Here is a 12,809-nt window from a genome sequence, read left to right as displayed (position 1 = left end):
TTACTCCTCATGGATCTTCTCCTCAATAAATTTTTCAATTAAATCAAAACTGAACCCCTTACGATACAACCCGGTTTTAACCTTTTGTTTTAGTTCGAACCCTTCCGCTTTCCGTTCGAATTTCCGGAGTAATTTCTCTCCTTGATACACAATGGCTTCCCATTCTGTATTTTCCCCCTCCTCTTCTGGTAATTGCTCAAATACTTCTTTTATTGCATCGCTTTGAAATCCTTTTTGCATCAAATTTTGCTGGATGGTTTGGATGAGTTGCCGCTGTGATTTCTTCTTTTCACTGGCTATCTTCTTTTTGGCAAATTTTAATGCCTTTTCCACTTGTTTATCAAAAGGAAAAAATTCAAGAGCTTCTTCCGCCATAGAAGCTTGTACTCCTTTTTCAATTAACTCTTTTTTAACTAAAGTCGGTCCCTTGCTCGACGTTTGCACCCGAGTCCTAACTAGAGAATTAGCAAACTCTTGATCATCCACAAGCTTCTCCGCTCTTAAACGGTTCATCACTTCATCGATCTGTTCATCGTCTGCTTCCTTCTTCACTAAGTAATCACGTATTTCCTTTTCTGAACGCATTCGATAGCTTAAATAATGAATAGCCAGGGTATATGTTTTATGTATCGTATCTTTTTGGATCAACGCACTGATTGTAGATTTGTCAATTTCCATTGATTTATGAAGGTGAAATTTTACGAGGAGATCTTCATCGACACTGAAGCCATAGGCCTCGCCCTGCCCATGATCCAAGAAGATATTATAACGGCTTTTTGATTTTTTTTGTGTCGTAATTCGCGTAATTTTTGGCAAAATAAACACACCCTTTCTCATTAATTGTAGCACGGGAACAATGGAACGCGATCTTGTGAAACACTGTTTTTCTTTCCACAAGATCGAAAATAAAGGAGGAGATGCAATTGAAATTTGCTATTACTGGCGGAACAGGATTTGTAGGCTCAAAACTCACAGATAAACTCACTCATGAAGGACATCACGTTTATATACTGACAAGAAGTCCTCAAAAACATAATGATACTGAAAATGTTACCCATATCGGCTGGTTAAAGGATGAATTTGCCCCCTGGGAGCACCTGCCTTCAGTAGATGCCATCGTCAACTTGGCCGGAGAATCCTTAGCCAGCGGCCGTTGGACAGAAGAACGAAAACAAAGCATTATGAATAGTCGTATTTCAGCAACGGAAGGTGTGATCGATCTTATTGAACGAATGGACCGTAAGCCAGAGGTACTTGTTAATGCTTCTGCTGTAGGGTTTTACGGCAAATCAAACTCTAAAACGTTTACGGAGGAAACAGAGGAACCTGGAAATGACTTTTTGGCGAATGTCGTCGTTGAATGGGAAAAAAGAGCAGCTAAAGCTCAACACTTTGGAGTGCGCACTGTCTTCGTTCGGTTTGGTCTGATTCTTGGCGAGGAAGGTGCTTTACCAAAAATGATTATGCCTTACAAATTTATGATAGGTGGAAATGTAGGATCAGGTGAACAATGGATGTCGTGGATTCACATTGACGATGTCATAGAACTCATTTCCTACTCTGTGAAGAAGACTTCTCTTGAAGGCCCTGTCAATGGGACTGCCCCCAATCCAAAGCGAAACACGGACTTTGGTAAAACCCTTGGCAACGTACTTGGACGGCCCCACTGGATTCCAGCACCTTCATTCGCCTTAAAGACGATTCTGGGTGATATGAGTACACTACTCTTAGACGGCCAATCTGTCCTGCCAAAAAAGGCTGTATCGCAAGAATATACATTTTTATACCCTGAATTAAAACCAGCACTACAATCCATCTTAAAACGATGAGCGAAATAGCTTTCCATTTTCGCTTTTTTTACCTTATGTCTTATGGAATCACCTCCAATTTGAGCGATAATTAATGGTTAAATGGCATATTTTCATGAGTGAATTCTGATAAAAAATAGTTTATTTAAATTTGTAAAAATGCCTATTCCTTTTTCAAATCAAATCGATTATGATTACCTTACGAAAGTCATATTGATCTTAGGTGTAGGGAAGGCAAATGGTGCGCCACCAGTTAAGTTGCTGGTTCTAGTGGGTTCGATTCCCACCCCGAATTTTTGTGAGCAATTGATAAAAATTCGAGGGTGGTCCGAACCAACTAAGCACGCTATTTCCCTGCGTTCAGACTGCCCTCTTTTATTCGCAGGGAGGGATTATTAATGTTAAAAAAGCGTGATTTGCATGATTCTAAACGTCTGTTTGACCTGATGATTCATCCAGATGTATTTCCATATGTTCGTCATAAAGCTGCCTCAAGTGATGAATTCTACTTTTTAACGAAACAAACATTAGAAGCAGAGGAAAGCGGGGAATTAATTTCACGCACCATCCTAGATGAATGGGCCCAGCCGATCGGAACAATTAACCTTTTTGATATTGAGGATAACAAGGGCTTCCTGGCAACATGGATTGGCCAGCCCTACTTCGGAAAAGGATACAATCAGATGGCAAAAGAGTTATTTTTTGAGGAATTATTTTTCCAACTCGATATTGAAGCAGTTTTTATGAAAATTCGCTGTAGGAATATGCGGTCGATGAAAGCTGCTATTAAAATCCCATATGTAATGAGAGCTAACGAACTTTTTCCTGATGTTTTATCGAGGATTAACCGTGAGCAAAAGGCAGTTTATGATGTGTTTGTAATCACGAAAAAACAGTACCTTTTTCATTACTATGGTGGCACGGAACAAAATGAAGAAGAAATGTTAGAAGCATAAGGTGCTCTTATGCTTCTTTGTTAGATAATTTGTGGAAAAGGAACGTTCGTTTCGTGTGCCGGAGGATCTTTTTTCACCTTTTCTAAAGGAATACCAATTTCAGGTGTACCGTACACGCCTGGTGCCACCTCGAATTTATTGAAAACAAGAACAAGTTGTTCACCTTCAATATAAAAAGCTGTATCTTCTCTCACAGAGTTGAATGATTGATGAAAATAAGTATCCGGCTCACTCTCCAACTCTTTTTTTACTTGTTGATTTAGCAAATTCATATCCACGATATCTGTTAAGGTAAAGAGTTGGCCATCTTTCCCGTCTTCGAAATTTATGGACGCCACGTCCGAATTATATTTGTCCCCTCTCGAAATATTAGAGGTTAGAACAACAGAAAAAACCTGACCTTCCTTCACTACAAATTCTTCTCCATAATAGAGAATGGGAAATCCAGATGATGCTTTAGCAACCTGCTTCACTTCCTTCATTGTATCTTCCACATGATTGCTGATCTTCTTATTTACTTTTTCTTGAAGGTCTGTATTTTGAAGAGCATTAAAAATTGGATAATCAAGATGGATTTCATAATCCTGCATGACCTTATCTCTGTTTTCAATCGTATATAAACTTTCAGCTGCAATTACTTGTGCACTGAATATGATCAAAAGTAAAAACCATATACTTATTTTCTTCAAGAGCTCATTCCTCCTTTAGAATTAGTGTGACCAAATTAGTTAAATCTAAAGGAGAAAGGGCTTAACTTATTTTTCCAACCTCCGAAGCATCTTTTCATTCGCAATATAAATCGCTTCGTTTTCTACATCCGCGAATCCATATGCTGTTTCAAGTCCCAGGCACTCATACTTAAAGGCAGTCTGCCAAATATCCAGCTTATTCGTAATCTCTGCTACTGTAACAACACTCTCGTTAAGTGATCTTTGACTAACTAAGCTGGGACCAAAAGTTTCACCCAATTCTTCTGCAATTTCATTTACTTTTAGCTTTGCCGATTTTACAATCAAACAGCCTTTCATCTTGTCCCTCACCCTCCCAACAAGAACATTTGTTCTATTATATCCATTCCCTACCAACAATTCAACTCTTTTTTTACTATTCTCAAAATAGTAATTGCTTTTTTATGAATATTTGGTAAACTGATAAACACTTTACTAAAAAAGGGAGGGATTATATGATTCGCAGGCTTACCTCTTATGATGACCTGCAATGTCAGCAGCTTTTATCCGCAAAACCAGCTAAAAATTTATTTATTATAGGTGATATTGAAAATTTTGGTTACGAACAGGATTTTCAAAAACTTTGGGGCGATTTTACAGAAAAAGATCAATTACGTGCTGTTCTGTTAAAATACCATAATAATTACATCACTTATGCAAATGATTCTTTTAATGCCAAGGGGTTTGCAGCTATTATTAACAGTGATCCAGAGTTCATGCAATTATCCGGGCTTCAGGAAATCACTGATAAAATCCTTCCCCATATTAAAAACGGAAAAGTGAGAACCCGCGAATTATACTACGCCAAATGTGATGATGCCAAAAAGTTGAATTCAGACTTCGATATTAATCGGGTTAAACAAGCATGCATAGAAGATGTCCCGCGGCTTGTTGCATTACAAAATCAGATTACTGAATTTGAGCAGGATAGCAGTCGAGAAGACAGCATCAGGAGAGGAATGCAGCAAAAGTCGGCAAGAAGTTATTACATTGAGGAACAGGACGTAATGATTTCAAGTGCCTCTACAACTGCAGAAAACTCAATGTCAGCGATGGTTGTTGGCGTATGCACACACCCCCACTACAAACGTCAAGGGCTGGCGAGTTCCTGCATGCATAAATTATGTCAGGATTTATTATCAGAAGGGAGAATGCTCTGTCTCTTTTATGATAACCCCGAAGCAGGATCGATCTATAAAAGACTTGGGTTTGAAGATATCGGCATGTGGATGATGCATATTTTTGAAAAAGTAAAAAAGCCTTCAACTATATAAATGAGGAGGATAAGGTGGGAGAGCAAATAACTCGCTTTCCGCGGGCGTACGGTGAGCTTCCTCAGGCTGCCGCCTTCCGGGATCTCACCTTGTACGATCCCCCCACAGGAGTCTCGCCATTTCCTCTCCACCTTTCTATAAAAGAGGGAAGGAACGGCTCTCAATCAGAAACACTCCACAGCCATTTTAACGCCGAACGCCCCCACGTCCTGTGGGGCCGTGGAAAGGGAGTGGTTTCCCATCCCCATTCTCCTATTAAAAATACGGAATCATATAATTAAGTTTAAAATCTCCGCGAAAAGTTAATATAAACAGTAGAACATCAACATGAAGGAGGAGATCCAATGGAACAAGTCATGTTTATTCAAACCGGAACAGGTACCGATGTTCATGGTCAAAATATAACGAAGGCTTCTGTGCGGGCCGTCAAAAATGCTATTCATTCTAATTCGATGCCTGGCATTAGACTCTCATTGCCTAACCAATCTCTCGATGAAATGAAAATTCATGTCAAACTTGCTTTGCCTACAGACCATGATAAGCTTGACGAAGAAGAATTGAAGCAGGCTATCCCGTACGGTCAGGTCACATTGGAAAAAACACAAGGCGGTATGCTGACATCCAGCAGGATTTTCTTAGAAGATAAAGAAGACAAGAATGATATGATGTATATTGTGAACGCAGCAGTTGAAGTCGGATATTGATTAAAATTGGCCCCAAGGCAAAGTAACCTGGGGCCAAAGTTTTATTCTGATTGTTCCTCGTCTTGCTCGTCCATATATTTTTCATAATACTCATTTCTCTGGAAATTCACTTGGTCTGAGCCAGTATATCCCTCGATATTTGTAGAAACAAACGGCTCAAATTCCTCCACATATCCCGAATTTTCGTCAGCTTCCATTAATGAAGAACCTTCATAGGTCATACCACTATCATTAAAAGAAGCGACTTCCTCATAGCTGTCATTTCCATCATCCCATTCCAATTCATGAAGGACATCCTCTTCTACTGGGCGGTCTCCGGCAACATGCTGATCCCCCGCAGCCTGAATGGTACGGGCAGTCGGCATCGCTTCCAGCCTCTCAGGAGGGATCGCTTTTCCAGTTACTTCACAAATCCCATACGTCCCTTGTTCAATTTGCTTTAAGGAATAGGATATTTCTGATAGCTCATCCTCTAAGTGAGTTAACAGTGCCATATCTTTTTCCCGCTCATAAAGGTCTGTTCCCGAGTCAGCCGGGTGGTTATCATACTGTGATAATTCACCAGATGACCGGCCGCTTGCCATACCGCGCTCCAGTCCAAAATGGTTATTATCAATTAATTGCTGTTCAATTTCTCTTTTTCGTTCTTCTAATTGCTTTTTATAATGTGTATAATCCATTTTTCACACTCCAGTCTTTCTTACTGTTAGTGTGGCTATCTCAACTTCCCCTATTCAACAAAAAAGAACGACCCTTTCTATAAAAGGCCGCTCTGTGAATTATTTACGTAACGCTTGTAAAAAGTCTTCTTTTAAATCCTCAATATCCTCCAGCCCGATGGATACTCTAACTAAACCATCCGTAATTCCCAATTCGCCTCTGCGCTCTGCAGGAATCGACGCATGGGTCATTTTTGCGGGAACTGAAATTAAACTTTCTACAGCTCCAAGGCTTTCAGCTAATGTGAAAAAGCGAGTGTTTTTGAGAACTCGGTCTGCTTTTTCGCCGCTTCCAACATCAAAGGAAATCATTCCGCCGCTTCCACGAGCTTGTTGGCTGTGAACATCATATCCTTTATGATCCTCAAGTCCAGGATAATAAATGTTAGTCACTTCCGGAAGACCTTGCAGAAATTCAATAAATTGACGCGTGTTGTCCTCAATCTCTTCCATGCGAACACCAAGTGTTTTGATGCCGCGCATCAGTAACCAGGAGTCTTGCGGTCCTAAAATACCTCCTGATGAATTTAAAACAAAATGTACATCTTCAGCTAATTTTTGTGAATTGACAACAACTAAACCGGCTACAACATCACTGTGTCCTCCAAGATATTTGGTAGCACTATGAAGCACGATATCCGCTCCAAAATCAATTGGGTTCTGCCAATAAGGTGTGCTGAACGTATTATCGACAATAAACGTAAGATCGTTCTCCTTGGAAAGCTCAGACACTTTTTTCAAGTCGGTGATTTTCAAAAGCGGGTTGGTTGGCGTTTCAACGTAAATAGCTTTTGTGCGATCTGTAATAGCAGCCTTAATGTTTTCAACATCACTTGTATCTACAAAGCTTGCTTCCAAACCGAAACGATTGATCACATTAGAAACGAGACGATATGTCCCGCCATACACATCATCCGTGAAAACCACATGATCTCCTTGATTGAATGTCATTAATACGGCTGTGATAGCAGCCATTCCAGAACCAAAAGCGAAACCAGCATGTCCGCCTTCGAGTTCCTTAATCAATTCTTCAAGGGCAAATCTTGTCGGGTTGCCCGTTCTTGAATATTCATAGCCGCGATGCTGGCCGACCCCATCTTGAGCATAGGTGCTTACTTGGTAAATAGGTACAGAAACCGCGCCTGTTTTCTCGTCTCCAGTAATTCCGCCGTGAATCAGCTGTGTTTTCTTTCTCATCGACATCACTCCTCATAAATCCCTTGACTTAAATATCGTTCGCTGCTGTCAGGGAAAATCGTAACAATCTTCATTCCTGGTTTCGCTTGTTCAGCTTCCTTTAGTGCTGCTTCAAAAGCTGAACCCGAAGAACTACCTACTAGAAGCCCTTCGTTAAGAGCAAGTTCTCGTACCCGGTCAAACGCTACCTGGTCCGGGATCGTGTGAATCGCATTAAAATATTCCTTCTCCATATAAAAAGGCAAAAATTCCATTCCTATTCCTTCTGTTCGATGGGACCCAGGCTCACCGCCATTTAAAATTGAACCTTCTGGCTCAACAATGACCGTTTTGATGGAATCGTTCTGTTTTTTAAGATAGCGGGCCGTTCCCATAAACGTGCCACCTGTCCCGGCCCCAGCTATAAACACATCTATTTCGCCATTTACGTCATTATAGATTTCTGGACCTAGTGTTTCATAGTACGTATCTGGGTTAGCACCATTATTGAACTGCTGCGGACTGAAAGAATCAGGAATTTCCTCACAAAGCTCTTCCGCTCGTTTGATCGCACCCCGCATCCCATCTTCAGTCGGTGTATTCACAACTTCCGCTCCAAGAGCTCTCATCAAGGTTTGTTTTTCCTGACTAAACTTCTCTGGAGTTACAAACATAACACGGAACCCTCTGCCTATCGCGGCAAGGGCTACACCGATCCCGGTATTACCCGCAGTTGGTTCAATAATCGTTCCGCCAGGCTTTAATAAGTCTCGTTCCAGTGCATCCTCAATCAGCTTTAAACCCAGACGGTCTTTCACACTACCGCCTGGGTTCATGAATTCAAGCTTAGCAAAAATACGTGCCTGATTTGGAATCGATGAGTGAGTCAGCTCAATCATCGGTGTGCTGCCGATTAATGATTGTACGTTTTTAACGTAAGCCATACGTGCTCACCCTCCAAAATTAAAAGACTTCTGTCCATTCATCACGTTTATCTAACAGTTCTTGCGCAAGCTTTTTCGCACCTTCTAAGCTATGACTTGCTGCAAACCCGCATTGTACTTCATTACAAGCTGGAACTTCATCCGCTTCAAGCACATCTTTCAAGGTATCTTCCAGCAATTGAAGTACATTTTCATAGTTATCATCGTTCAGCACTGCTAAATAAAATCCTGTCTGACATCCCATTGGGCCGATATCAATGATACGGCTGTGATGATTACGGCTTTTCTCTGCCATAAGATGTTCTAGAGAATGCAATGCCGGCATATCCATATGCTCTTTATTAGGTTGCTTCAGACGGATATCATATTTATATATTTTATCGCCGTGCTCACCTTCTGTTACACCGACAAGACGCACATATGGTGCTTTTACTTTTGTATGATCAAGGTTGAAACTTTCCACATTCATAGGCATAGATTTAGTCTCCTTTTTTAGCTTGTATTAACCAAGCAAATTTGTTCTTTTGTTTAAACGATACCTCAAAACCTTGCTGCAAAAACATTTGCTCTAAGTCTCCAAGGTAAGGATAATATTCTTCCTGTAAATCCTGTGCTAAGTTAAGATGACCTTTCTCCTCAGCATCTTTTATTAAAGACAATTTGTGTGACTCATCTTTAAAAATAGTATCGATGAAGATCACCTCTCCACCTTCTTCAAGTTTATCATAATAAACGCTTAATGCTAATCGTTTCTCATCTTCTTTTAAATGATGAAAGGCAAAGGAACTGACGATTGAACGAACAGGCAGTTGTAGAGCAGGGAAGTTGATAAAATCTCCTTCATAAACAGCAGCCTCAGGACATTTCAAATTCGCAATCTGGCGCATTTCCTTTGAAGGCTCAACACCTGCCACCACTTTATTTTGAGCGACTATTTTTCTCGTCAAATTTGCTGTTCCTACCCCAAATTCAAGTACAGGGGATATCGCTAAATCTGCCAGCTCCTGGAGCATAACATCATAATCTTCAAAGACCTCTTTATATTCAGGATCGTTCCCCGAAACTGTATCATCATATGAACTTGCCCATTGATTAAACAAGTCGACAAATTCTACTCCCATTTGCTTCCACCCCTTATAATTAACAATTCCCATCCACTTACTCGGAATTATATTTATAACTTATCATATTTCATCATCACACTCAATGTTATTGATTTTTGAAAAAGTTTTACGGATGAATTAGTCTAGTGCTTGGCCAGCTGATCTGGGATTTGAGTGAAGAGTTTATCCTCTGCATTCCTTACTGTCGAAAAGATTGTGTTCGAATTCATACCTGCTGCGGGAGATTGCTCCCTAACGTCTTATGATTCTAAATTAGCCCCTTGGTATTGTTCCCTAGCCAACATAACACTCCCTCCCTATCGCAATTTTTCCATAAAAAATACAGCCTCGATAAAAGGCTGCATCAGTTACGTTCTTCTTCGTTTCGCCGGCCGTTTTGGAGACCGCTTCGACTTAGTTGAATCCGTTCGATCGCTGTCCTTCTTTGGGGACAACGTATCCAATGTGCGTCTGTGGAGTTTCTCCCCGATCCCCTTCTCGATAACACGAAGAGCTTGACGATCTTTAGGAGCGATAAATGTTATGGCCAGACCTTTGCCACCGGCACGCCCTGTGCGGCCAATCCGATGAATATAACTCTCGGAATCTTGAGGGATATCATAGTTGAACACATGGGTAATTCCTTCGACATCAAGACCTCTCGCGGCTACATCTGTTGCAACTAAATACTGAATTTTGGCATCACGGAATCGCTTCATTACCTTTTCCCGTTTTGCTTGAGACAAGTCGCCATGAAGTTCATCAGATTCAAAACCATGTCTCAGCAGCGCTTCATTCAACTTTTTGGCCCTTCTTTTGGTACGGCAAAAAATTACAGCTAAATAAGGGCGATGTTCACACATGATTTTTAATAAGGTATCTTGTTTGGCCCGATCTGTCGTTTCATAAACAAGCTGTTTAATTTCTGACAATGTCACCGACTCCGACTGCACCGTAACCTTCTCCGGAGTCTTTAAATATTGTTTGGAAAGGGAAGTAACCTGGTTTGAAATCGTTGCCGAATAAGCACTTGTCTGCCTGCTTTCAGGTGTTTGCAGCAAAATGTCAGCTACATCGCTGAGGAAACCAGCTTCAAGCATTTGATCTACTTCATCAAGGACGACATGATTAACATTAACAAGTGTGATTGTTTCCCTGCGCACATGATCAAGCAGACGCCCCGGCGTGGCCACCACAAGATGGGCTCGTCCATTTAATTTGCGAGCCTGTGCCGCCACATCCTGCCCTCCATATACAGCGAGAACGTTGCAGCCTGTCGGGAGCAGCTTTTTTGCCTCGTTCGTTATTTGTATGGCTAGTTCCCTCGTTGGCGTAATGATTAATCCTTGAACCTCATTTTTATCGACCTCGATTTTTTGTAAAATAGGTAATAGAAAAGCGAGCGTCTTCCCTGTTCCCGTCTGGGCTTTCGCGAGGACATCCTTGCCCGCTAACAGCTGAGGAATCGCCTTTTCTTGAATGGGGGTAGGTGCTGCAATTCCTTGATCACCAAGCTTTTTAACGAAGTGTTTTTCTATTCCTATTTCTTCAAATGTTTTCATCAGCATTCACTTCTTTCTTTAGTTCATCTGTATTTCCAAACCAAGTTCTGTACGATCATTACACAAAATAATTTCATGTACGTCTCTCGTCATCCATATACTATACTGAATATGTATGTGAGGAGGTTACCTATGCAAATTCAAGTGAGACAAGGAGACTCATTTTGGTATTATGCCACCACTTTTAATGTTCCTTTATCGTTGATCATTGATTCCAACCCTACCCTCTCTCCTACTACACTGCCTATCGGGCAAGCTGTTCAGATCCCTGGTTATCGCTCGACCAGCTATCAAATAAAGGCCGGAGATACTTTAGATAAAATTGCTGCGTCTAATAAAATTCCAGTAGACCTCTTGCACTTGGTCAACCCATCAACCGCTCCTACTAAACTGCAGGCTGGGCAAATCATTCAATTCCCGACTCGCATAACGGCGCCGCTGGTAAACGGTAATCAAAACTATGACTTTCAAGTGCTGACTGATCACTTAAACCAACTTTATGAATTATACCCTTTTATAAAAAGAAATACGATTGGAAATAGCGTAATGGGGAAAAATTTAGTCGAACTGCAAATTGGCCGTGGCCCAAAACTTGTGCATTGGAATGCATCCTTCCATGCTAATGAATGGATTACCACAGCGATAATGATGGAATTTATTAATGAATATCTATTGTCCCTCACAAACAGGGAACCCATTCGCGGGCGTCTAACGAATCCACTTTATGATCAAGTTACTCTGTCCATTGTTCCAATGGTTGACCCTGATGGAGTAAACCTAGTTCTAAATGGTCCTCCAGAGGGAGACTTCGGTGAACTGGCTTTACGAATTAACAGCGGCAATTCAGATTTTAGCGGGTGGAAAGCTAATATTCGGGGAGTTGATTTGAATAAACAATATCCTGCCAAATGGAAACTTGAGGCTGCGCGTAAACCGAAGAAGCCTTCCCCTCGAGATTTCCCAGGTAATAGACCGCTGACAGAACCAGAAAGCATAGCTATGGCTAAGCTGGCTGAAAAACGATTATTTGAAAAAGTGCTAGCTTTTCACACTCAAGGAGAAGTCATTTATTGGGGTTATGAAGGTCTCGAACCTTCTAAAGCTGAAGAGATTGTCGATGAGTTTGCTCGGGAAAGCAGCTATGAACCCGTCCGGTTCGTTGATAGTTATACGGGCTATAAAGACTGGTTTATAAAAGAATGGCGTCGTCCCGGCTATACCGTTGAACTGGGGCATGGGGTTAATCCACTGCCGCTCAGTCAATTTAAAGAAATTTATAATAAATCCCGCGGAATCTTTCTAGCGAGTATGTATATGTAAAAAGATGCCTGTTCCTAGGCATCTTTTTCATTGATAACCTGTTTAATCTGCTTGAAATGGTGTTCATCGTGCTCCATAATTCCTTTCAAATAATCATATAAACTTTCTTTTCGCGATTTCAACGAAAGCGATTCTCCATATCGAATGCCTTCAATATCGGTTAATTGTTCCAAAAGTTTGCTTCTTGTTTGTTTAAATAACTCGACTGTTTCTTCCTTACTATCATCTCTAGCCTGGATGGCCGCTTTAGAGTTCATAACCTCCACATCTGGCGCGCCAGGGAAATCTTGAGAAGTAAACAGATACGGCAAACGTTTATGGATAATAAAGTCATCCCATAGAACGAGATGGCGGATAACTTCAGCGATGCTCCACTTTCCTTCTTCTATAGGGAGCCGCCACGACTCCTCAGGCAATTGATTCAGAGATTGCACCCAATCGATCGACTCCTCCAGGTGCTTTATAACTTGCTGTTTTTCAGAAAAACCTTGCCCGTTCATTACGCCACTCCTACT

At 41.1% G+C, this 12,809-nt stretch carries 15 protein-coding genes; 5 read left to right on the top strand and 10 right to left on the bottom strand.

What is annotated here, in order from left to right:
* A complete protein-coding gene (gene recX, locus B5354_RS05575) occupies positions 1–825 on the bottom strand; it encodes a recombination regulator RecX (RefSeq protein WP_342742966.1) in 825 nt (274 codons plus the stop codon).
* 98 nt (positions 826–923) lie between these two features.
* Here recX and B5354_RS05570 point away from each other — a divergent pair, with 98 nt between their 5' ends.
* Positions 924–1,829 carry a TIGR01777 family oxidoreductase gene (locus tag B5354_RS05570; RefSeq protein WP_079526667.1) on the top strand — a complete coding sequence of 302 codons (906 nt, stop codon included), beginning with the start codon at positions 924–926 and terminating at the stop codon, positions 1,827–1,829.
* 377 nt (positions 1,830–2,206) lie between these two features.
* Positions 2,207–2,764 carry a GNAT family N-acetyltransferase gene (locus B5354_RS05565; protein WP_079526665.1) on the top strand — a complete coding sequence of 186 codons (558 nt, stop codon included), beginning with the start codon at positions 2,207–2,209 and terminating at the stop codon, positions 2,762–2,764.
* A gap of 20 nt (positions 2,765–2,784) precedes the next feature.
* Here the strand turns inward: B5354_RS05565 and B5354_RS05560 are convergent, their stop codons facing one another.
* Entirely contained in the window at positions 2,785–3,453 is a 669-nt protein-coding gene (locus B5354_RS05560) for a DUF3298 and DUF4163 domain-containing protein (protein ID WP_079526663.1), read from the bottom strand.
* 66 nt (positions 3,454–3,519) lie between these two features.
* On the bottom strand, positions 3,520–3,792 hold the full coding sequence (locus tag B5354_RS05555) for a hypothetical protein (RefSeq protein WP_079526661.1): 273 nt from the start codon (positions 3,790–3,792) through the stop codon (positions 3,520–3,522).
* 155 nt (positions 3,793–3,947) lie between these two features.
* Between B5354_RS05555 and B5354_RS05550 the strand changes: the two genes are divergently transcribed.
* Positions 3,948–4,766, top strand: a complete 819-nt coding sequence (locus B5354_RS05550) for a GNAT family N-acetyltransferase (protein ID WP_079526660.1) — start codon at positions 3,948–3,950, stop codon at positions 4,764–4,766.
* A gap of 344 nt (positions 4,767–5,110) precedes the next feature.
* The gene (locus B5354_RS05540; RefSeq protein ID WP_079526656.1) at positions 5,111–5,470 is read left to right on the top strand and encodes a Lin0512 family protein; all 360 of its coding nucleotides are present in this window, start codon (positions 5,111–5,113) and stop codon (positions 5,468–5,470) included.
* 41 nt (positions 5,471–5,511) lie between these two features.
* Here B5354_RS05540 and B5354_RS05535 read toward each other — a convergent pair whose 3' ends face one another.
* From B5354_RS05535 to B5354_RS05510, 6 genes are all read right to left on the bottom strand, one after another.
* A complete protein-coding gene (locus B5354_RS05535) occupies positions 5,512–6,150 on the bottom strand; it encodes a TraR/DksA C4-type zinc finger protein (protein ID WP_079526654.1) in 639 nt (212 codons plus the stop codon).
* Positions 6,151–6,249: 99 nt separating this feature from the next.
* On the bottom strand, positions 6,250–7,386 hold the full coding sequence (locus B5354_RS05530) for a bifunctional cystathionine gamma-lyase/homocysteine desulfhydrase (protein ID WP_079526652.1): 1,137 nt from the start codon (positions 7,384–7,386) through the stop codon (positions 6,250–6,252).
* Positions 7,387–7,391: 5 nt separating this feature from the next.
* Positions 7,392–8,309, bottom strand: coding sequence for a PLP-dependent cysteine synthase family protein (locus B5354_RS05525; RefSeq protein WP_079526650.1), 918 nt, complete (start codon positions 8,307–8,309; stop codon positions 7,392–7,394).
* A gap of 19 nt (positions 8,310–8,328) precedes the next feature.
* Complete coding sequence (locus tag B5354_RS05520) at positions 8,329–8,784, bottom strand: S-ribosylhomocysteine lyase (protein ID WP_079526648.1); 456 nt, start codon at positions 8,782–8,784, stop codon at positions 8,329–8,331.
* A 4-nt stretch (positions 8,785–8,788) separates the two neighbouring features.
* Positions 8,789–9,430: a class I SAM-dependent DNA methyltransferase gene (locus tag B5354_RS05515; protein ID WP_079526646.1), complete on the bottom strand. Its 642-nt coding sequence runs from the start codon at positions 9,428–9,430 to the stop codon at positions 8,789–8,791.
* Between the two features lie 350 nt (positions 9,431–9,780).
* Positions 9,781–10,974: a DEAD/DEAH box helicase gene (locus B5354_RS05510; RefSeq protein ID WP_079526644.1), complete on the bottom strand. Its 1,194-nt coding sequence runs from the start codon at positions 10,972–10,974 to the stop codon at positions 9,781–9,783.
* Between the two features lie 132 nt (positions 10,975–11,106).
* Between B5354_RS05510 and B5354_RS05505 the strand changes: the two genes are divergently transcribed.
* Positions 11,107–12,294 (top strand): M14 family metallopeptidase, encoded by a 1,188-nt coding sequence (locus B5354_RS05505; RefSeq protein WP_079526642.1) that lies wholly within the window; start codon positions 11,107–11,109, stop codon positions 12,292–12,294.
* 14 nt (positions 12,295–12,308) lie between these two features.
* Here the strand turns inward: B5354_RS05505 and B5354_RS05500 are convergent, their stop codons facing one another.
* A complete protein-coding gene (locus B5354_RS05500) occupies positions 12,309–12,794 on the bottom strand; it encodes a DinB family protein (RefSeq protein WP_079526640.1) in 486 nt (161 codons plus the stop codon).
* Positions 12,795–12,809 lie beyond the last annotated feature (15 nt).

It is taken from the genome of Halobacillus hunanensis (assembly GCF_900166655.1).
Taxonomy (GTDB): Bacteria; Bacillota; Bacilli; order Bacillales; family Halobacillaceae; genus Halobacillus_A; species Halobacillus_A hunanensis.
The sequence above is the reverse complement of the archived record's forward strand: the minus strand, read 5'-3'. Positions and strand labels throughout refer to the sequence as shown.

Coding starts and splice junctions, on each gene's coding strand:
- B5354_RS05565 (WP_079526665.1), top strand. CDS start 2,207: ATGTTAAAAAAGCGTGATTTGCATGATTCTAAACGTCTGTTTGACCTG.
- B5354_RS05550 (WP_079526660.1), top strand. CDS start 3,948: ATGATTCGCAGGCTTACCTCTTATGATGACCTGCAATGTCAGCAGCTT.
- B5354_RS05505 (WP_079526642.1), top strand. CDS start 11,107: ATGCAAATTCAAGTGAGACAAGGAGACTCATTTTGGTATTATGCCACC.
- B5354_RS05500 (WP_079526640.1), bottom strand. CDS start 12,794: ATGAACGGGCAAGGTTTTTCTGAAAAACAGCAAGTTATAAAGCACCTG.
- B5354_RS05555 (WP_079526661.1), bottom strand. CDS start 3,792: ATGAAAGGCTGTTTGATTGTAAAATCGGCAAAGCTAAAAGTAAATGAA.
- B5354_RS05525 (WP_079526650.1), bottom strand. CDS start 8,309: ATGGCTTACGTTAAAAACGTACAATCATTAATCGGCAGCACACCGATG.
- B5354_RS05520 (WP_079526648.1), bottom strand. CDS start 8,784: ATGCCTATGAATGTGGAAAGTTTCAACCTTGATCATACAAAAGTAAAA.
- B5354_RS05530 (WP_079526652.1), bottom strand. CDS start 7,386: ATGAGAAAGAAAACACAGCTGATTCACGGCGGAATTACTGGAGACGAG.
- B5354_RS05515 (WP_079526646.1), bottom strand. CDS start 9,430: ATGGGAGTAGAATTTGTCGACTTGTTTAATCAATGGGCAAGTTCATAT.
- B5354_RS05535 (WP_079526654.1), bottom strand. CDS start 6,150: ATGGATTATACACATTATAAAAAGCAATTAGAAGAACGAAAAAGAGAA.
- B5354_RS05540 (WP_079526656.1), top strand. CDS start 5,111: ATGGAACAAGTCATGTTTATTCAAACCGGAACAGGTACCGATGTTCAT.
- B5354_RS05510 (WP_079526644.1), bottom strand. CDS start 10,974: ATGAAAACATTTGAAGAAATAGGAATAGAAAAACACTTCGTTAAAAAG.